The 18,996-nt window shown below is 62.0% G+C and carries 15 protein-coding genes; 6 read left to right on the top strand and 9 right to left on the bottom strand.

Going from position 1 to position 18,996, the window contains the following annotated elements; all coding sequences use genetic code 11:
* Positions 1 to 72 precede the first annotated feature (72 nt).
* The 7 genes from FFS13_RS09070 to FFS13_RS09040 all read right to left on the bottom strand — a co-directional run bounded on the left by FFS13_RS09070 (position 73) and on the right by FFS13_RS09040 (position 8,091).
* Entirely contained in the window at positions 73 to 2,223 is a 2,151-nt protein-coding gene (locus FFS13_RS09070) for a type I secretion system permease/ATPase (protein WP_137818779.1), read from the bottom strand.
* A gap of 414 nt (positions 2,224 to 2,637) precedes the next feature.
* The gene (locus FFS13_RS09065) at positions 2,638 to 3,339 is read right to left on the bottom strand and encodes an ABC transporter ATP-binding protein (RefSeq protein ID WP_137818778.1); all 702 of its coding nucleotides are present in this window, start codon (positions 3,337 to 3,339) and stop codon (positions 2,638 to 2,640) included.
* A gap of 3 nt (positions 3,340 to 3,342) precedes the next feature.
* Positions 3,343 to 4,110 (bottom strand): high-affinity branched-chain amino acid ABC transporter ATP-binding protein LivG, encoded by a 768-nt coding sequence (livG, locus tag FFS13_RS09060; protein ID WP_137818777.1) that lies wholly within the window; start codon positions 4,108 to 4,110, stop codon positions 3,343 to 3,345.
* Positions 4,107 to 5,378 carry a high-affinity branched-chain amino acid ABC transporter permease LivM gene (locus tag FFS13_RS09055; protein ID WP_371922945.1) on the bottom strand — a complete coding sequence of 424 codons (1,272 nt, stop codon included), beginning with the start codon at positions 5,376 to 5,378 and terminating at the stop codon, positions 4,107 to 4,109. The genes livG and FFS13_RS09055 overlap by 4 nt, the downstream gene beginning before the upstream one ends.
* The gene (gene livH / locus FFS13_RS09050) at positions 5,375 to 6,298 is read right to left on the bottom strand and encodes a high-affinity branched-chain amino acid ABC transporter permease LivH (protein ID WP_137818776.1); all 924 of its coding nucleotides are present in this window, start codon (positions 6,296 to 6,298) and stop codon (positions 5,375 to 5,377) included. The genes FFS13_RS09055 and livH overlap by 4 nt, the downstream gene beginning before the upstream one ends.
* A 384-nt stretch (positions 6,299 to 6,682) precedes the next feature.
* Positions 6,683 to 7,810: a branched-chain amino acid ABC transporter substrate-binding protein gene (locus tag FFS13_RS09045; RefSeq protein ID WP_137818775.1), complete on the bottom strand. Its 1,128-nt coding sequence runs from the start codon at positions 7,808 to 7,810 to the stop codon at positions 6,683 to 6,685.
* Between the two features lie 74 nt (positions 7,811 to 7,884).
* A complete protein-coding gene (locus FFS13_RS09040; RefSeq protein ID WP_137818774.1) occupies positions 7,885 to 8,091 on the bottom strand; it encodes a hypothetical protein in 207 nt (68 codons plus the stop codon).
* Positions 8,092 to 8,139: 48 nt separating this feature from the next.
* Between FFS13_RS09040 and FFS13_RS09035 the strand changes: the two genes are divergently transcribed.
* The 4 genes from FFS13_RS09035 to FFS13_RS09020 all read left to right on the top strand — a co-directional run bounded on the left by FFS13_RS09035 (position 8,140) and on the right by FFS13_RS09020 (position 10,895).
* Positions 8,140 to 8,457: a DUF2288 domain-containing protein gene (locus FFS13_RS09035; RefSeq protein WP_137818901.1), complete on the top strand. Its 318-nt coding sequence runs from the start codon at positions 8,140 to 8,142 to the stop codon at positions 8,455 to 8,457.
* 143 nt (positions 8,458 to 8,600) lie between these two features.
* A complete protein-coding gene (locus FFS13_RS09030; protein ID WP_137818773.1) occupies positions 8,601 to 8,969 on the top strand; it encodes a DUF5064 family protein in 369 nt (122 codons plus the stop codon).
* Positions 8,970 to 9,117: 148 nt separating this feature from the next.
* A complete protein-coding gene (locus FFS13_RS09025) occupies positions 9,118 to 10,011 on the top strand; it encodes an NAD(P)-dependent oxidoreductase (protein WP_137818772.1) in 894 nt (297 codons plus the stop codon).
* Positions 10,008 to 10,895, top strand: coding sequence for a hydroxypyruvate isomerase family protein (locus FFS13_RS09020; protein ID WP_137818771.1), 888 nt, complete (start codon positions 10,008 to 10,010; stop codon positions 10,893 to 10,895). Before FFS13_RS09025 ends, FFS13_RS09020 begins: the two co-directional genes overlap by 4 nt.
* Here FFS13_RS09020 and FFS13_RS09015 read toward each other — a convergent pair.
* On the bottom strand, positions 10,793 to 12,982 hold the full coding sequence (locus FFS13_RS09015) for a bifunctional diguanylate cyclase/phosphodiesterase (protein ID WP_137818770.1): 2,190 nt from the start codon (positions 12,980 to 12,982) through the stop codon (positions 10,793 to 10,795). The two genes, FFS13_RS09020 and FFS13_RS09015, sit on opposite strands and share 103 nt — an antisense overlap.
* A 384-nt stretch (positions 12,983 to 13,366) precedes the next feature.
* On the opposite strand from FFS13_RS09015, the gene FFS13_RS09010 reads away from it, so the two are divergent.
* Entirely contained in the window at positions 13,367 to 14,695 is a 1,329-nt protein-coding gene (locus FFS13_RS09010) for an MFS transporter (RefSeq protein ID WP_137818769.1), read from the top strand.
* An 81-nt stretch (positions 14,696 to 14,776) separates the two neighbouring features.
* On the opposite strand, the gene rapA is transcribed toward FFS13_RS09010, so the two are convergent.
* A complete protein-coding gene (gene rapA / locus FFS13_RS09005) occupies positions 14,777 to 17,623 on the bottom strand; it encodes an RNA polymerase-associated protein RapA (RefSeq protein WP_137818768.1) in 2,847 nt (948 codons plus the stop codon).
* A gap of 543 nt (positions 17,624 to 18,166) precedes the next feature.
* On the opposite strand from rapA, the gene FFS13_RS09000 reads away from it, so the two are divergent.
* Complete coding sequence (locus FFS13_RS09000) at positions 18,167 to 18,949, top strand: ABC transporter substrate-binding protein (protein WP_137818767.1); 783 nt, start codon at positions 18,167 to 18,169, stop codon at positions 18,947 to 18,949.
* Positions 18,950 to 18,996 lie beyond the last annotated feature (47 nt).

Genomic DNA, 18,996 nt, shown 5'->3' with positions numbered 1-18,996 from the left:
GCCCCCCTCTCCCTAACCCTCTCCCCAGAGGGGCGAGGGGACTGATAGTGCAAACCCGATATTTCTGCGTTGTCATGCCACACCGCCTTGCTGCAGGCGATGCAGGCGCGAGTAGTGGCCGGCCTGATGGCTGAGCAGCTCGCTGTGGCTGCCTTGCTCGACTATCTGCCCGCGGTCCATGACCAGGATGCGGTTGGCATCGCGCACGGCGGACAGGCGGTGGGCGATGATGATCACGGTGCGGCCCTGGCAGATGGCCTGCATGTTCTGCTGGATGATGCGCTCGGACTCGTAGTCGAGGGCGCTGGTGGCCTCGTCGAAGATCAGGATGCGCGGGTTGCCGATCAGCGCGCGGGCGATGGCGATGCGCTGGCGTTGGCCACCGGACAGCGAGGCGCCATGTTCGCCGACCAGGGTGTCGTAGCCTTCTGGCAGTTCGAGGATGAACTCGTGGGCACCGGCCATCTTGGTCGCCTGCATCACCGTCTCGATCAGTGCGCCGGGATCGGTCAGGGCGATGTTTTCGCGGATGCTGCGGTGAAAGAGCATGTTGTCCTGCAGCACCACGCCGATCTGCCGGCGCAGGGAGGAGACATCCGCCAGCGCCAGGTCCATGCCGTCCACCAGCACGCGGCCGCGCTCGGGGGTGTAGAGACGCTGCAGCAGCCGGGTCAAGGTACTTTTGCCCGAGCCGGAGCGGCCGACCACACCGATCACTTCGCCGGCTTGAATGGTCAGGCTGATGCCGCGCAGCACCTCGGAGCCATCCGGGCGGTAGCGGAACTGCACCTGGTCGAACTCGACCTGGCCCTTGAGTGGTGGCAAAGCGCTGCGCGAATCCTGCGACAGCTCGGTGCGGCTGTTGAGGATGTCGCCCAGGCGCTGCACTGACACGCCGGTCTGCTGGAAGCTGGTCCACAGTTGGGCCAGGCGCATGATCGGCTGCGACACGCGACCGGCGAGCATATTGAAGGCGATCAGCTGGCCGACACTGAGGTCGCCGTCGATCACCAGACGCGCACCCAGCCAGAGGGTGGCGACCGTGACCAGCTTGCCGATCAGGCCGACGCTCTCGTTGGCCAGGGTCGAGAGGGTCTGGGTCTTGAAGCTGGCGGCGACGTAGCCGGCCAGCTGGTTGTCCCATTTGCGGGTGACCTGCGGCTCCACCGCCATGGCTTTCAGGGTATCGATGCCGTTGACCGTCTCGACCAGGAAGGCCTGGTTCTCCGCACCGCGGCTGAAGCTCTCATTCAGGCGCGCGCGCAGCACCGGGGTGACCAGGAAGGAGATCAGGAAATACAACGGCAGCGACAGCAGGACCACCAGGGTCAGCCAGCCGCTGTAGACGAACATCACGGCGATGAACACCACCGAGAACAGCACATCCAGCACCAGGGTGATGGCGTTGCCGGTGAGGAAGCTGCGGATGTTTTCCAGCTCGCGCACCCGCGCCACCGAGTCGCCGACCCGTCGCGCCTGGAAGTAGGCCAGCGGCAGGGTCACCAGGTGGCGAAACAAGCGTGAGCCCAGCTCCACATCGATGCGGCTGGCGGTATGGGCGAACACATAGCTGCGCAGGCCGCTCAAGGCGCTCTCGAACAACATAATGCCGAGCAGGCCGATGGCGATCACATCCAGGGTGGACAGGCCGCGATGGACCAGCACCTTGTCCATCACCACCTGGAAGAACAGCGGCGTGAGCAGGGCGAAAATCTGCAGGACAAACGACACCAGCAGCACTTCGCCCAGCAGCTTGCGGTATTTGACTATGGCCGGGATAAACCAGGTGAAATCGAACTTCGACAGCTCGCCGGCCAGCGACGCCTCGGAGCGGATCAGGATCAGCTCGCCGGTCCAGCGCGCTTCCAGCTCCGAGAAGCTGAGCACTTCCGGGCGCTGTACCTGCGGGTCGTGGATCAGTGCCTTGCCGTCATCCAGGCGGGCGATGATGAAGAAACGCCCGTCTTGGCTGACGGCAATTGCTGGAAGTGGGGTGTGGGCCAGACGCTCGACTTTGCTGCGCACGAACTTGGCTTTTAAGCCGAGCTGTTTCGATGCCAGCAACAACTCGGGTTTGGCAAACGGCCGACCGTCTTCGACATAGTCGTGCGCGAGTTGCTCGGGGGAAGCGGCCACATTGTGAAAGCGCGCGAGCATGACCAAACAGGCCAAGCCGGTATCAACAGCAGGTGAAACACCCACTCCTTGGTGTTCGTCGTGCATCAGAGTCCCTTCTTACCAGCATCCATAGCCGCTAACCGATGATCGCTGAATAGAATTAACCAGCGAGCATGACGGCAGAATTAAGCAAAGGGTGCATCAGTGTGCAGGCCATCCCTTGCCTAATCACGAATTTCGATCAATTACGTGGCCGCGCAAACTAAACGCCTTTCTTCCTCGCGGTCAAGGTGCCAGCTCTAAAAGGTGACGCAGCTCATAGTCTTGCGAAATATGGGTAATTCCCCTAAAAACCGTGCTCATCGGAAGTAGGGGGCAGGCAGCGGGGGACAACTGGATTGTTTGTGCGAGCGGTCTCGAATGTCTGCTATGGGTCGCTTCCAGCCATTGAGCAAGGTATCGAAGACGCTTCTGTCGGAAGGGAACCCTTGCCGGCAGGGCCGGCAAGGGGAGGGGGGCTTAGCCGCCGAGGTAGGCGTCGCGCACCTTCGGGTCGCTGAGTAGGGCCTCACCGCTGCCCTGCATGACGATCCGACCGTTCTCCAGCACATAGGCGCGGTCGGCGAGTTTCAGCGCCTGGTTGGCGTTCTGCTCGACCAGGAACACCGTCACGCCATCGTTGCGCAGCTGTTCGATGATCTCGAAAATCTGCTGGATGATGAGCGGTGCCAGGCCCAGGGAGGGCTCGTCGAGCAGCAACAGCTGCGGTTTGCTCATCAACGCACGAGCGATGGCGAGCATCTGCTGTTCGCCGCCGGACATGGTGCCGCCGCGCTGGTTGAAGCGTTCTTTCAGGCGCGGGAACAGCTGCAGTACCTTGTCCAACTGCTGCTGATAGTCGGCCTTGTCGGTGAAGAAGCCGCCCATCACCAGGTTCTCTTCCACCGTCAGGCGCGCGAAGATGCGCCGGCCCTCCGGCACCACGGCGATGCTTTTACGCATGATGTCGCAGGAATCCAGGCCGATCAGCTCCTCACCCTGGTAGCGAATGCTGCCGCTGGCCGCCCGCGGCGAGCCGCAGAGGGTCATCAGCAGGGTCGACTTGCCGGCACCGTTGGCGCCGATCAGGGTGACGATTTCGCCTTTCTGTACTTCCACGCTGACGCCATGCAGCGCCTGGATCTTGCCGTAGAAGGTGGAAACGTTATCGAAATACAACATAGGTTACGCCTCCCCCAGATAGGCTTTGATCACGTCCGGATTGCCGCGAATCTGCTCCGGTGTGCCGTCGGCCAGGGGCGTGCCCTGGTTGATCACCACGATGTGGTCGGAAATGCTCATGACCAACTTCATGTCGTGCTCGATCAGCAGCACGGTGACGTTGTGCTGATCGCGCAACATCGCGATCAACGCCTTGAGGTTTTCCGTCTCGTGGGGGTTGAGGCCGGCAGCCGGTTCGTCGAGCATCAGCAGGCGCGGGCGGGTCATCATGCAGCGGGCGATTTCCAGGCGGCGCTGCTGACCATAAGCCAGGGTGCCGGCCGGGCGGTTGGCGACCTCGGTCAGGTTGACCTGCTCCAGCCAATGGGCGGCGAACTCCATCGCCGCGTGCTCGCTCTTGCGGAACCCCGGGGTCTTGAATAGGCCGGCGAGGAAGTTGGTGTTGAGGTGCCGATGCTGGGCGATCAGCAGGTTCTCCACCGCGGTCATTTCCTTGAACAAACGTACGTTCTGGAAGGTCCGCACCACGCCCTTGCGGGCGATCTGGTGGCCCGGCAGGCCCTGGATCGCCTCGCCATCGAGCAGGATGCTGCCGGCGGTGGGCGGGTAGAAACCGGTCAGGCAGTTGAACACGGTGGTCTTGCCGGCGCCGTTCGGGCCGATCATCGAGACCACCTGCTTTTCTTTTACCGTCAGGCCCACCCCGTTGACGGCCAGCAGGCCGCCGAAGCGCATGGTGAGGCCGCTTACCTCGAGAATCGGGCGGCTCATTGGCGCAGCTCCAGGTGGGGGCGTTGCATGGGCAGCAGGCCCTGCGGACGCCAGATCATCATCAGTACCATCAAGACGCCGAACATCAACATGCGGTACTCGCTGAACTCGCGCATCAGTTCGGGCAACAGGATCATCACGATCGCCGCCAGAATCACCCCCAGCTGCGAGCCGAGCCCACCCAAAACGACTATGGCGAGGATGGTCGCCGATTCGAGGAAGGTGAAGGATTCCGGAGTCACCAGGCCCTGGCGCGCGGCGAAGAAGCTGCCGGCGAAACCGGCGAAGCAGGCACCCAGGGTGAAGGCCGAAAGCTTGATCACGGTGGGGTTCATGCCCAGCGCGCGGCAGGCGATCTCGTCTTCGCGCAGGGCTTCCCAGGCGCGGCCGATCGGCATGCGCAGCAGGCGGTTGATCACGAACAGGGCGAACAGCGACAGCAGCAGGGCCACCAGGTAGAGGAAGATCACCTTGTTGATCGAGTTGTAGGCAATGCCGAAATACTCGTGGAAGGTTTGCAGGCCTTCGGCGGCTTTACGCTCAAAGCTCAGGCCGAACAGGGTCGGCTTGTCGATGTTGCTGATGCCGTTGGGGCCACCGGTCAGTTCGGTCATGTTGCGCAAGAGGATGCGGATGATCTCGCCGAAGCCGAGGGTGACGATGGCCAGATAGTCCCCGCGCAGGCGCAGTACTGGGAAGCCGAGCAGGAAGCCGAACAGCGCTGACATCATCCCGGCGATCGGCAGGCAGATCCAGAAGCCCAGGCCGTAGTAGTGCGAGAGCAACGCGTAGCTGTAGGCGCCGACGGCGTAGAAGCCGACGTAACCCAGGTCCAGCAGCCCGGCCAGACCGACGACGATGTTCAGGCCGAGGCCGAGCAGCACGTAGATCAGGATCAGCGTGGCGATATCCACCGCGCCGCGTGAGCCAAAGAATGGCCAGATCAGCGCGACCACGATCAAGCCCAGAACGCCCCAGCGCTGGGTCGAGGGCAGGGTCAAGAAGTTACTGGCCGTGGACGGCACGCTTGGCAGTTTGGGTATGCTGCCCCAGGCCGCGTCAACCTGCGCACGGAACAGCTGCCAGCAGAACATCGCCACCGCGCAGGCGGCAATGGCCCACAGGATCGGGGTACTGGCGCCATGCACCTCCAGGCCGATGCCGACTATGGTCAGCTTCAGGCCGAGTATCGGGTAGGCGACGGCGAGCACCAGCAGGGCGCTGAAAAACGCGGTTTTGAGCCGTTTGTTAATAGGAGCGCTAGTCATACCTTCTCAACCTCCGGACGGCCAAGAATGCCCGTCGGCCGGAACAACAGGACCAACACCAATAGGCCGAAGGCCACCACGTCTTTGTACTGGTCGCCGAACAGGTCGGCGCCAAAGGCTTCGGCCACACCCAGCACCAGCCCGCCGAGCATCGCGCCGGGGATGCTGCCAATGCCGCCGAGCACCGCGGCGGTGAAGGCCTTGATCCCGGCGAGGAAGCCCAGGTTCGGGTTGATCACACCGTATTGCATGCCCAGCAGCACCGCCGCGACGGCGGCCAGGGTGGCACCAATGACGAAGGTCAGGGCGATGATGTTGTTGGTGTTGATGCCGAGCAGGTTGGCCATCTTGATGTCTTCCGCGCAGGCGCGGCAGGCGCGACCCAGACGGGAGCGGGAGATGAACAGGGTCAGGCCGAGCATCACCAGGAAGGTCACGATGAAGATCAGCACCTGCATGTAGGAGATCACCACACCGTTCATGGTGCTCTCGCCAAAGACAAAGTTGCCGGGGATCAGGTTGGGAATCGCTTTGTCTTTGGAGTTCTGCGCGAGCAGGACTTCGTTCTGCAGAAAGATCGACATGCCGATGGCCGAGATCAACGGGATCAGCCGGTTGCTGCCGCGCAGCGGCCGGTAGGCGACCCGTTCGATGCTGTAGCCGTAGGCGCTGCAGACTATGATGGTGGCGGCAAAGGCGGCGATCAGGATCAGCGGCAGGCTGTCCAGACCGAGCATGGTCAGTCCGGCTATGGCGATGAAGGCTATGTACGAGCCCAGCATATAAACCTCGCCGTGGGCGAAGTTAATCATGCCGATGATGCCGTAGACCATGGTGTAGCCAATGGCGATCAGGGCATAGGTGCTGCCAATGGTTAGACCATTAACCAGCTGTTGCAAATAATGGTAGATATCAGGCATCACAACTCTCCTGAAAAACCTACAAAACCTGTTGCGCGACTCGGTAGCGGCGTCAGGTCCTCGTTCCAACCGCGCGGTACATTCTGTACTGCGACCCACGGGATGGTGGGAAATGTCGTTTGCGTGGTAACGCAGGCGAGCTTCGGTTGTTACTCGGCTCCTTCACGAAGCACATCCTATGCTTCGCCCCTCCCGGGGCCGGCTTGCGCCGTTCAAATTCGCTTGGGCAAATCTGCCTTGCTATCTAGCTTACGTGTGGGGTTTTGAGGGCTTTCGCGTGGGCTTTGGCTCATTGCTTGTGGCTGAGCTTGCGCCCGGTTACCTCTTAAAACAAAGCCCACCGCAGGTGCAGTGGGCTTTGGGTTCAGGCGGGACGCCCTCTTGTTACTTAAGAGGGGCTTCGGTCTTGGTGCCGTCGGCGTGCCAGTCATAGACCACGAAGCTGAAGTCCTTCAGGTCACCCTTGGCGTCGAAGCTGAGGTCGCCGGTTGGGGTGGCGAAGGTGTTGGCGCGCAATGCGGCGGCTACCTTGGCGGTGTCGGTGTCGCCGGCTTTCTTGATGCCATCGGCGATCACTTGTACCGCGGCGTAAGCTGGGAACACGAACGGGCCGGTGGGGTCTTCGTTCTTCGCTTTGAAGGCGGCGACCAGCGCCTGGTTTTTCGGGTCCTGGTCGAAGGACTTCGGCAAGGTCACCAGCAGCCCTTCGGAAGCCGGGCCGGCAATCGCGGAAAGCTCTTTGTTACCCACGCCTTCTGGGCCCATGAAGCGGACTTTCAGGCCTTTCTCAGTCGACTGACGCAGCAGCAGGCCGAGTTCCGGGTGATAGCCGCCGTAGTAGACGAAGTCCACGCCAGCTTGTTTCAGCTTGGCGACCATCGCGGAGAAGTCCTTGTCGCCGGCGTTGATGCCTTCGAACAGAGCCACCTTGACGCCTTTGCTTTCCAGCGTCTGTTTCACCGAAGTGGCAATACCCTCGCCGTACTGCTGCTTGTCGTGGATAACTGCGACTTTCTTCGGCTTGACGTGATCGGCGATGAAGTTGCCGGCGGTTGGGCCTTGCAGGCTGTCCAGACCAATGGTGCGGAACACCAGTTGGTAGCCACGGGCGGTGATGTCCGGGCTGGTGGACGCCGCGGTAATCATCAGAATGCCTTCGTCTTCGTAAATGTCGGACGCCGGCTGAGTGGAGCTGGAGCAGAGGTGGCCCACCACGAATTTGACTTCGTCGTTGACAATTTTGTTGGCTACGGCAACGGCTTGTTTCGGATCGCAAGCGTCGTCGTAAACCACGCCTTCGAGCTGCTGGCCGTTAACCCCGCCGGCCTTGTTGATTTGCTCGATGGCCATTTTGGCGCCGACGAATTGCATCTCGCCGTATTGGGCAACAGCACCGGTAACCGGGCCTGCCAAACCAATCTTGATGGTGTCAGCTGCTAGTGAATAGCTGGCGACGCCGGCCATAGCCATGGCAGCAAACAGTTTGGAAATCTGCTTAGTAGCCTTGTTCATAGTGCTCCACTCTTATGTTTGTCGTTGTTGTTAGTCCTGGCGGCCTAAGCTGCAGAACCGGGTAGAAAGCCCGGTCATACCCCCGGCAACTGTACCGGCGCAGTGTAGAGCGCCGATTTGTGCCTTGAAAAGCCGCTACTGGAGGGATGCAAGGGCTGATGTCGCTTAAATGCAATAAACGTATAGAAAAACGGCGTGCCTTGCGGCTGACTATCGGCGTCAGGCCGGCTTGCTTGCAATATGACCGAGGCTATCATTGCGCCCGTTTGCAATTCAGCCATTTACAACCTCAGCCATTCACAACAGAGCACGCCATGACAGAACCCGCCATACCAGAACAAGCTAGCACCCTCTACGCCAAGCTGCTTGGAGAAACGGCGCCGATCAGTTGGCAAGAACTGCAACCGTTCTTCGCCCGCGGTGCCTTGCTGTGGGTCAGTGCGACTATGGATCTGGTCGAAGTCGCACTGGCGGTGGCGCAGAACGAGCAGGGGAAAGTCGCGACTTGGCTGGCGGCAGAGCAGGTCAGTAAGGTCGAAGAGCGGCGTGCCGAAGACTTGTTGGCACGCGACCCCAAGCTGTGGGCGGTGGTGGTGGCGCCCTGGGTGTTGATCCAGGAGCGAGCCGAAGGGCCGTCGCCGCGCTGACCCAGTGCAACCCCAGTTGCACAGGGGCAGGCTAGACTGAGCGGGCCTACCGATACCTTCAAGCTGCCAGCGGCGCATCCCGGTGCCGCGAACAGCTCGGATCTGCCCAGAGCCGAGAGTCCTCCATTCTTAGGAGCACCGTCATGTTTGAACCTGGTCATCTGCACCGCGCTGGTTTGCCTGGCTTGACCGGGCAGCCGGAGTTTTCCATCGACCTCTACTACGAGGTGCGTAACGATCCGAAAGAGGGGGCGCTGCTGCACTTCCGGATGCTTGGTGAAGTCGCGGGGAAGACCTTCGAGGAAGAGTTCGAGTTGCGCCGTGACATGGCCTTCAACTTCGCCAGCGTCGCGACGCGCATCGCGGCCAAGCACGGCCTTCACCCGAGTTTTGGGCCGATCCTGCGCAACCATAAAGAGTTCGATGAGATGTTCGAGGATATCCGCGTGAAGCTGCATGCCCACTCCGGCGAACCGGTGGACCTTGATCGTCTGCTGAAGGGCGACGTCTAAGTTCTAAGGTTTGTGTTGAGTTGGACTACTGCTCTTCGTAGGAGCGGGCCATGCCCGCGAAGGCTCCTCAAGCAAAAGCATCGCGGGCATGGCCCGCTCCTACTGGAAAGTTAAGATGACAGCTTTGCCACCGCTATTGGAGCCTTGCATGAGCGCCGTTTTACCCTCTCTCGCCTTCGCTGGCATTGGTCTGATGGGCCTGCCGATGTGCCAACGCCTGCTCGCCGCCGGTTATCCGCTGGCAGTCTGGAACCGTTCGCCAGACAAATGCGCGGCGCTGGTGGCCGCCGGTGCGCGGCAAGTGTTCAGCCCGGCTGAGCTGTGTCAGGCGGCTGATGTGGTGATGCTCTGCCTGGCCGACACGCGCGTGGTAAGGAAGGTCGTGTTCGGTGCCGGCGGGGTGGTCGAGGGGGCCAAGCCAGGGCAACTGCTGGTGGATTTTTCCAGTCTGGAGCCGGCGGCCACGCGGGAGATGGCGGCCGAGCTGGAGAGCCGCACCGGCATGCACTGGCTGGACGCGCCGGTGTCGGGCGGCACCCCGGGCGCCGAGGCCGGTACGCTGACGATCATGGCCGGCGGCCGCGTGCAGGACGTGGAGCGGGTACGGCCGATGCTGTTGAACCTGGGCCAGCGCCTGACGCGCATGGGGGCGGTCGGTGCGGGCCAGGTCACCAAGGTCTGCAATCAGATGATAGTCGCCTGCAATGCGCTGGTCATCGCCGAAGTGCTGGCCCTGGCGGAGAAGTCAGGGGTCGACGCCAGCTTGCTTGCGCCTGCCTTGGCCGGCGGTTTTGCCGACTCCAAGCCGCTGCAAATTCTCGCCCCGCAGATGGCGGAAAGTCGCTTCGAACCGATCAAGTGGCATGTTCGCACGCTGCTCAAGGATCTCGATACCGCGGTAAAGCTTGCCCGCGAGCATGATTCGGCCACACCGCTGAGCGCCCTGGCGGCGCAGTTGATGCGCCTGCACGGCAGCAGCCAAGGCAACCTCGAGCGCGATCCGGCGACGCTGGTGGAGCTGTATCGGGAGAAAAAGGTGTGAAGATTGCCGCCAATCTGTCCCTGCTGTTTACCGAGCTGCCGTTGCTGCAGCGGGTCGCCGCAGCGGCCGAGGCGGGCTTCGATGGGGTGGAAATCCAGTTTCCCTACGAGGTGCAGGCTGCCGAGCTGAACGCGGTCTTGGCGGCAACGGGCATGCCGCTGGTGCTGATCAACCTGCCGGCGGGGGACTTGCTCGGCGGCGGCGCTGGGTTGGCCGCCGTGCCTGCGCGTCAGGCCGAGTTCAAGGCCGCGCTGGAACAGGCGTTGGCCTATGCCACAGTGGTGCGTCCGGCATGCGTCAACGTACTGCCCGGGCGACTGGCTGAGGGCTGCGGGCGCGAACAGGCGCTAGCTACCCTGGTCGGCAATCTACGCTGCGCCGCCGAGGCGTTTCAGCCGTTGGGTATCCGTGTGCTCTGTGAGGCGATCAATCCGCTGGATCTGCCGGGGTTTTTGATCAATACGCCGGAACAGCTGGATGAGTTATTGCGTGCGGTCGATCACCCCAATTGTGCGGCGCAGTTCGATCTCTACCATATGGCCCGGCAAGGGCTGAATCTGGTGGCGGGTATTCAGCTGTTGGCGGGGCGGATAGGCCATGTGCAGTTCGCCGATTGCCCGGGTCGTGCCGAGCCGGGTACTGGACAGCTTGATTTCAGGGCTGTGCGCAAGGTGCTGGCGGCGATAGGTTATAGCGGTTGGTTGGCGGCGGAGTATCGGCCGAGCAGTGCCAGTCAGGACTCGCTTGGCTGGCTGGCGGTCTGGCGGGAGAAGCGGCAAGGTCAGTTGCTCACGGGGGCAGGCTCGGCGCTCAGGGGCGCCGTGCTGAAGCTATGCAGCAGGTCTCGCAGCACCGGCAGCGGCAGCGGCCGGCTAAGCAGATAGCCCTGGATGAAGTCGCAGTCGTACTCACGTAAAAACTCCAGCTGTTGTGGTGTTTCCACGCCTTCGGCGACCACCTTGAGTTTCAGGGTGTGGGCCATGCCGATAATGGCCTGAACGATGTCCATGCCCTGCTGGGATTCCGGGATGTCTTGGACGAAGGAGCGATCGATTTTCAGGGTGTCCAGCGGCAGACGCCGCAAGTAGGCCAGCGATGAGTAGCCGGTGCCGAAGTCGTCGATCGAGAGGGCTACGCCAAGCTTGCGGATCTGCTGCAGCAGCTCTGCGGCGCGGTTGATATTGCCCATCAGGGCGTTCTCGGTGACCTCCAGTTCCAGTCGCTGGGGCTGCACCCCGGTGCTCAGCAGGGCGTCCCGCACCTCCTGCACGAGTTCATTGCGGCCGAGGTTGAGCGCCGAGCAGTTCACCGCGATTTTCAGCTCGACAAAGCCTGCGTCACCCAGCAGCTTAAGGTCGTGGCAGGCGCGGCGTAGTACCCAGGCATCCAGCTCGGCGATAAAACCGTTGGCTTCGGCGATGCCAATAAAGCGATCCGGCGTCAGCAGGCCATGCTGCGGATGCTGCCAGCGCACCAGGGCTTCCAGCTTGCTGAGCTGGCCGCTGTGCAGGTCGAGAATCGGCTGGTAGTAAAGTTGCAGGCCATTGTCTGTCTGCAGTGCGTCATGCAACTCCTCTTCCAGTTGCAGCTCGAGGGAAACCTTGGCTTTCAGGTGCGAGCTGAAGAAGTGCAGGCTGTTGCGCCCGCTGCCTTTGGACTGATAGAGCGCCAGATCCGCGTGTTTGAGCAGCTCCTCGCAGGTTTGGCCATCCGCCGGGAACAGGCTGATGCCGATGCTGGTGGTCATCACCAGGCTGCGTCCAGACAGGGCAATCGGGTCTTTCATCTTCGCCATCACCCGCTGCGCCAGTTGCCGTGCCTCATCGCCACTGCGCAGGCTGACCAGGATGCAGAATTCATCGCCACCGAGACGGGCGATCACATCGTGCCCGCGCACGGTACTGCGCAGGCGTTCGGCGACCACCTGGAGCATCTCGTCGCCGGCATCGTGACCGAGGCTGTCGTTGATCCGTTTGAAGTGATCGATATCGAGAAACATCACCGCCAAGGCCTGGTTACGCTGGATATGCTCTTGCAGCTTTTCCGCGAAAAGCTGGTTGAGACCGTGACGGTTGAGGAGGTTGGTCAGCACATCATAGTGGGCGGCTTGCTGCAGCGAGGCGCGGGCGTGCTCGAGCTGGCTGAGCAGGGCGCTAACCCGCAGCAAGTCGCGCTCCTTGCTCTCCAGTTTCCTGTCCGCCCAGGCGGCGCTGAGGCCGCTACCGATGATCAGCAGCGCTATCAGGCCGATGGTCAGCGCCAGTTGTAGGCTGTTGTCGGCGGTTTGCAGTTGTAAGGGGGTGCCAAGTGGAACCACCAGGTTCATTGACCACATGCCGGTGAAGTGCATGGAGACGATGGCTGCGCCCATCACTAGGCTGGCCAGGTACTTCAAGATCTGGTGGGAAAAACCATCGCCATTGCGGAAATACCGGGCCAGTAGCAGGGCGATAAGGCTGGTGGTGATGGCAATCAGGATCGACAAGGCGAACAGCCAGGGCTGGTAATACTGGGTGGCGGGGGAGCGTACTGCGGCCATGCCGCTGTAGTGCATGGCGGCAATGCCGAGGCCAATGCAGAGGGCCGCGAGCCAGTACTGAGGCGGGCGCAAGTGCTCGTGGCCCAGTGTGTGCATGGCCAGCAACGCGGCAATGAAGACGATCAACAGCGAGGCTACGGTAGTCGGGATGTCGTAGTGGATCGAGACCGGAGCCTGGAAGGCCAGCATGCCGATAAAGTGCATGGACCAGATGCCGCCGGCCAGGCAGAAGGCGCCGACCCAGCGCCACATCAGCCGTGCACCGTGGCGTTCGGCATGGCCCACGCGTTCCGCTAAGTTAAGGGCAGAAAAGCTGGCGGCCGAGGCGACCACATAAGCCAGAAACACCAGTAAGGGACTGTAGCTACAGTGGAGAATGAGCTGCCCGCCTGCTGGCAGTTCAGAGATAAAATGCAAGCCCAGCCAGTCCATAGCGCACATGCTCCTGAGGTTTTGCAGCCAGCACCATCTGGCGGCAGGGCTCGTGGCAACTTGGCATCAGTATAGAAGGTGCGCGGGTTCTGCAAGGTTTGACGGGTTGGCTATGCCAAACATCTGGCAATCATGGTTATATCCAGTCGATCTAAAGCATTCGCAGCAGGCATGTGGCATCGGTAAGGCGCTGGCGCATTAGGTTGGCTGTCGAGCGCTGGCGGGGCTTGCCTGCGCTGTTGCATGCTCTTGCATCTATGTCGCGAATGATCGCAGACAGGCTGCGGCGCAGGCTCTAGATTGCAGGCTCAATGGTTCGCTCAGAGGGTGTATTTAGTTCTGCGCTGTAGCGAGCCAGTTAAGAACAACAAGAGAGCCCGATCCATGCCGCAAGCTCCGCAAGCCAGCAATGCCTGGCGCATTCTGTTCCTGCTGTTTCTCGCCAATCTGTTCAACTTCTTCGATCGCACCATTCCGGCCATCATCATCGAACCGATCCGTCTGGAGTGGAGCCTCAGCGATTTCCAGATCGGCCTGATCGGTACCGCCTTCACCCTGGTGTATGCCATGGCCGGCGTGCCGCTGGGGCGGCTGTCCGATACCGGCGCGCGGCGCAAGATCATGGGCTGGGGGTTGCTGGCATGGAGCGGGCTGACCGCGCTGAACGGTCTGGCCTGGAACTTCTGGAGTTTCCTGCTGGTGCGCATGGGCGTGGGCATTGGTGAAGCCAGCTACGCGCCGGCGGCCAACTCGTTGATTGGCGATCTGTTCCCGGCGCACAAGCGGGCGCGGGCGATGGGCATGTTCATGCTGGGTTTACCGCTCGGGCTGCTGCTGGCCTTCTTCAGCATTGGCGCGATGGTTGAAGCCTTTGGTAGCTGGCGGGCGCCGTTCTTTATCGCCGCGCTGCCCGGCGTGACCCTCGCGCTGTTTATGTTCTTGATCCGCGAGCCGCAACGGGGTGCGGCGGAGACGGTAAAGGTGGCGGTCGCAGCGGTCGATCGGCCACTGCGGCGGGTGCTGACAATCCGCACCTTCTGGTGGTTGGTGGTTGCCGGGTTGACCTTTAACTTTGCCACCTACGCCTGTAATTCGTTCATGGTGCCGATGCTGCAGCGCTACTTCCTGCTGCCGTTGGGGCAGGCGGCGGTGGCGACCGGGGTGATTGTCGGCCTGACCGGCCTGGTTGGCCTGACCTTGGGTGGCTGGATCGCCGATCGTTTGCACCTGAGGTCCGAGCGTGGCCGGCTGTTGTTCGGCGCCGGGTCGATGCTAGTCGCGGCGTTGGCCACGGCTTACGCCTTGCTGCTGGGGCAGACCAGCATCGGTGTGTTCGTGGCCCTGTTCAGCAGCGGCTGGTTGTTCGCCTACAACTTCTACACCTGCGTCTATACCGCGATCCAGGATGTGGTCGAGCCGCGTTTGCGCGCGACTGCCATGGCGCTGTTCTTTGCCGGTTTGTACCTGCTCGGTGGTGGTCTGGGGCCGGTGGTGGTGGGGCTGCTCTCCGACCATTTTGCCCATTCGGCGATGGTTGCCGCCGGCGCCACCGAGATGAGCGAAGCGTTCAAGGCGGTGGGTTTGCACGGTGCCCTGTACCTGATCCCGATCGCGTTGTTTCTCACCATGCTCGCGCTGTTCCAGGCCTCCCGCTGTTTCGGTCGCGATGCGGCGAGCATGCGCCAGGCGCTGGCCGACGCCGCAGCGGCCTGAGCCAGAAACGACCAGGCCCGCAGATGCGGGCCTGGTCGTTTTAGGTCGGGCGAATAGCGCGGGGGTATCCGCAGCAGCAGGTTACCCCGCGACCAGCACGCGAATGGCCTCCAGGCGCAGCGCGGCCTTGTCGAGCATGGCCAGGCCTTGCTCGCGCTGCTGGCGCAGGGTCTCCAGCTCGCTGTCACGCACGCTTGGGTTGACGGCTTGCAGCGCGGTCAAGCGTGCCAGCTCTTCTTCGGTATCCGCAGCCAGCCGGCGCTTGGCTTCGGCGACCCGTTCGGCATGCCGTGGGGCGATCTTCGCTTCGGCGGCATTGATCTGCGGGTTAAGCGCGTCACGCTGGGCCTGCACGAACTTGTTGGCGCTGGCGCGGGGCACGGTCTCCAGTTGGTCGTTGAGCTTTTCAAACGAGACCTTGCTCGCCAGGTCGTTGCCGCTGCTGTCCAGCAGGCAGCGCAGCGCCGCCGGCGGCAGGTAGCGGCCCAGTTGCAGGGCGCGTGGGGCGACCACTTCGCTGACGTAGAGCAGTTCGAGCAGCACGGTGCCGGGTTTCAGCGCCTTGTTCTTGATCAGCGCCACCGCGGTGTTGCCCATCGAACCGGAGCGCACCAGATCCATGCCGCCTTGCACCATCGGGTGTTCCCAGGTGAGGAACTGCATGTCCTCGCGCGATAGCGCCTGATTGCGGTCGTAGGTGATGGTCACGCCTTCGTCGTCGCCGAGCGGGAAGCTGGCGTCGAGCATTTTCTCGCTGGGGCGCAGTATCAGGGCGTTTTCCGAGTGGTCTTCGCTGTCGATGCCGAAGGCCTCGAACAACTCTTCCATATAGATCGGCAGGGCAAATTCGTCGTCTTGCTCGTGAATCGCTTCGGCCAGCGCCTCGCCTTCACCGGCGCCGCCGGAGTTGAGCTCCAGCAGACGGTCACGCCCAGCGTGCAGCTCGCCTTCGAGGCGTTCGCGCTCGGCTTTGGCCTCCTCGACCAGGGCTTGCCACTCGTCGTCATCGCCACTTTCCAGCAGCGGCAGCAGGCGCGGGCCGAACTGGTGCTGCAGGGCGTTGCCGGTCGGGCAGGTCGCCTGGAAGGCGTTCAGTGCCTGGTGATACCACTGGAACAGACGCTCTTGCGGGCTGCTTTCCAGATAGGGCACGTGCAACTGAATGCGGTGTTTCTGGCCGATCCGGTCGAGACGGCCGATGCGCTGTTCGAGCAGGTCCGGGTGCGAGGGCAGATCGAACAGCACCAGATGGTGGGAGAACTGGAAGTTGCGGCCTTCACTGCCGATCTCGGAGCAGATCAGCACCTGGGCGCCGAACTCCTCGTCGGCGAAGTAGGCGGCGGCGCGGTCGCGTTCGAGGATGTTCATGCCTTCATGGAACACCGTGGCGGGGATGCCGGAGCGCACGCGCAGGGCGTCTTCCAGATCCATGGCGGTCTCCGCGTGGGCGCAGATCACCAGCACCTTGACCCGTTTGAGCATCTTCAGGGTGTCGATCAGCCAGTCGACGCGCGGGTCGAAGCGCCACCAGCGCTCTTCCTCGCCGGTCTCCGGCTGCGCCTGGTAGCTGACTTCCGGATAGAGGTCGGCGTGCTCGCCGAGCGGCAGTTCCAGGTACTGATCCGGGTTTTCCAGCGGATAGGGGTGCAGCTCGCGCTCGGGGAAACCCTGCACCGCGGCACGGGTGTTGCGGAACAGCAGGCGGCCGGTGCCGTGGCGGTCGAGCAGTTCGCGGATCAGACGGGGCGAAGCCTCGCTGTCGCCGGCGTTGACGGCGGCGAGCAAGGTCTCGCCTTCGGCGCCGAGGAAGTCATGGATGGTCTGGTGCGCCACGGGGGAGAGGCGGCCCTGATCGAGCAATTCCTGCACCGCCTCGGCGACTGGCCGGTAGTTGGCGCTTTCGGCACGGAAGGCCTCGAGGTCATGGAAGCGGTTCGGGTCGAGCAGCCGCAGGCGCGCGAAGTGGCTGTCCTGGCCGAGTTGTTCGGGGGTGGCGGTGAGCAGCAGGACGCCGGGGATGACTTCCGCCAGTTGCTCGACCAGTGCGTATTGCGGGCTGGCCTGCTCCGGGTGCCAGACCAGGTGGTGCGCTTCGTCGACCACCAGCAGGTCCCAGCCGGCGGCGAACAGTGCATCTTGGGCGCGCTCGTCTTCGCACAGCCATTCCAGGGCCACCAGGGCCAACTGGCAATCCTCGAAGGGGTTGTCGGCATCGCTTTCGATGAAGCGTTCGGTGTCGAACAGCGCGACGTCCAGGTTGAAACGCCGGCGCATCTCCACCAGCCACTGGTGCTGGAGGTTTTCCGGCACCAGGATCAACACCCGGCTGGCGCGCCCGGAGAGCAGTTGGCGGTGGATGACCAAACCGGCTTCGATGGTTTTGCCCAGGCCGACTTCGTCCGCCAGCAAGACCCGCGGGGCGATGCGGTCGGCCACTTCGCGAGCGATATGCAGCTGATGCGGGATCGGTTGGGCACGCACGCCACCCAGGCCCCAGAGCGAGGACTGCAGCAGGCGGCTGGTGTGTTCGAGGGTGTGGTAGCGCAGGGCGAACCAGGGCAGCGGGTCGATCTGCCCGGCGAACAGGCGGTCGCTGGCCAGACGGAATTGGATGAAGTTGGACAGCTGGGTTTCCGGTAGGCTGACGCTTGTGTGCTGTCCGTTGAGGCCGTGGTAGACCAACAGGCCGTCGACGTCGTCGACTTCCTGAACGGTCAGCTTCCAGCCTTCGAAGTGAGTGATCTCATCGCCGGGGGAGAAGCGTACCCGCGTCAGCGGAGCATTGCGCGTCGCATACTGGCGGGTCTCGCCAGTGGCCGGGTAGAGCACGGTGAGCATGCGGCCGTCCTGTACCAGGATGGTTCCCAAGCCCAACTCCGCTTCGCTGTCACTGATCCAGCGTTGCCCCGGTTCATACTGCTGCGCCATGCCTGTCTCCCGCGATGAAAAAGCCGACTATGGTAACGGAACGCTGCGCCCAGGCCAAAGGCGCTAGTGCACTTGCCGGCGAGACTTAAGTCAAAAGTGTAGCGAGCGCAGTCTCGAGTCGGCGTCCGAACGGCCGACAGTCTGACCAAAGGCGGGCTGCGAAGAGGTGCTGAATATGTTGCCTGGCGAATGGCCGTTCAGGGGTCGTAAATACAGGTTGAAGCAGAGAAGTGATTTTTTGCGACAGAATCGGCTGCGCGTGCCTCTCCAGCAGCAAAAATCTGCAGTCAGACAGAGGTTTTACGACACCAAAGCGCATTCAACTGGGTGCATTCTGGATTGCGCCTGAACTCGAGTTGGATTGCCTTTATCTGATTCGATTGAACTGGGGTATCCCGGTGTGATGTTCGGGTGTAACACGAGGCACAACAAAAGCGCCGCTTCGGCGGTTCGTGCTTCAGAGGTTTTTCTGCTCCTGTCGAAAAGTGTGGATCAACGCATCATTGACTCACGATAAATCTAATCAAACCTGGGACCCTACTCATGAAAAAAATAAAATGGTTGGCCTTGTCTGCAATTGCTCTGGTGTTTTCCTCCGGCGCCACTCTTGCTAAAGAGTGGAAGGAAATACGCTTTGGCGTAAATCCGGCCTATCCACCGTTCGAATCAACAGCCGCGGATGGTTCGTTGCAAGGGTTCGATATCGATCTGGGCAATGCCATCTGCGCGGAGCTCAAGGTCAAGTGTGTGTGGGTTACGAATGACTTCGACGGTCTGATTCCTGCCTTGAAGGCGCGCAAGATCGATGCGGTGCTGTCTTCGATGACGGTAACTGAAGCACGCAAGAAACAAATCGACTTCTCTGACCGTCTGTTCTCTGGCCCGACTTCGATCGTCACTCGCAAGGGTTCCGGGCTCGAGCCAACCGCTGAGTCACTGCAGGGCAAGGCTATCGGTTTCCAGCAAGGCACCATCCAGGAGGCCTACGCAAAGGCAAAACTGGCCCCGGGTGGTGTTCGACTGAAGGCCTATCAGAATCAAGATCAGGTTTATGCGGACTTGGTTTCCGGCCGCCTGGACGCATCCATTCAAGACATGCTCGAGGCTGAGTTGAGCTTCCTCAAGTCGCCGCAGGGTGCGGACTTCCAAAGCAGCAAGGGTATCAGTGACCCCCTGGTGCCCTCGGACATCGCCATCGGTCTCCGCAAGGGTGACGATGAGCTGAAATCCATGCTCAACACGGCCATTCAGGCCATGCACGAAAACGGCACCTACAAGCAGATCCAGAAGAAAAATTTCGGCGATCTCGATCTCTACAGCAACTGATAGTCGCAAGCCATCTACTTGGGAGTGATCCGGAGTCCTCCCAAGTA

Source organism: Pseudomonas sp. 2FG (assembly GCF_005502935.1).
Taxonomy (GTDB): domain Bacteria; phylum Pseudomonadota; class Gammaproteobacteria; order Pseudomonadales; family Pseudomonadaceae; genus Aquipseudomonas.
The sequence above is the reverse complement of the archived record's forward strand: the minus strand, read 5'-3'. Positions and strand labels throughout refer to the sequence as shown.

What these genes read in the sequence shown, in the direction of transcription:
- FFS13_RS09070 (WP_137818779.1), bottom strand. Translation starts at nt 2,223, where the DNA reads ATGCACGACGAACACCAAGGAGTGGGTGTTTCACCTGCTGTTGATACC.
- FFS13_RS09065 (WP_137818778.1), bottom strand. Translation starts at nt 3,339, where the DNA reads ATGTTGTATTTCGATAACGTTTCCACCTTCTACGGCAAGATCCAGGCG.
- livG (WP_137818777.1), bottom strand. Translation starts at nt 4,110, where the DNA reads ATGAGCCGCCCGATTCTCGAGGTAAGCGGCCTCACCATGCGCTTCGGC.
- FFS13_RS09055 (WP_371922945.1), bottom strand. Translation starts at nt 5,378, where the DNA reads ATGACTAGCGCTCCTATTAACAAACGGCTCAAAACCGCGTTTTTCAGC.
- livH (WP_137818776.1), bottom strand. Translation starts at nt 6,298, where the DNA reads ATGCCTGATATCTACCATTATTTGCAACAGCTGGTTAATGGTCTAACC.
- FFS13_RS09045 (WP_137818775.1), bottom strand. Translation starts at nt 7,810, where the DNA reads ATGAACAAGGCTACTAAGCAGATTTCCAAACTGTTTGCTGCCATGGCT.
- FFS13_RS09040 (WP_137818774.1), bottom strand. Translation starts at nt 8,091, where the DNA reads ATGGCTGAATTGCAAACGGGCGCAATGATAGCCTCGGTCATATTGCAA.
- FFS13_RS09030 (WP_137818773.1), top strand. Translation starts at nt 8,601, where the DNA reads ATGTTTGAACCTGGTCATCTGCACCGCGCTGGTTTGCCTGGCTTGACC.
- FFS13_RS09025 (WP_137818772.1), top strand. Translation starts at nt 9,118, where the DNA reads ATGAGCGCCGTTTTACCCTCTCTCGCCTTCGCTGGCATTGGTCTGATG.
- FFS13_RS09015 (WP_137818770.1), bottom strand. Translation starts at nt 12,982, where the DNA reads ATGGACTGGCTGGGCTTGCATTTTATCTCTGAACTGCCAGCAGGCGGG.
- FFS13_RS09010 (WP_137818769.1), top strand. Translation starts at nt 13,367, where the DNA reads ATGCCGCAAGCTCCGCAAGCCAGCAATGCCTGGCGCATTCTGTTCCTG.
- rapA (WP_137818768.1), bottom strand. Translation starts at nt 17,623, where the DNA reads ATGGCGCAGCAGTATGAACCGGGGCAACGCTGGATCAGTGACAGCGAA.
- FFS13_RS09000 (WP_137818767.1), top strand. Translation starts at nt 18,167, where the DNA reads ATGAAAAAAATAAAATGGTTGGCCTTGTCTGCAATTGCTCTGGTGTTT.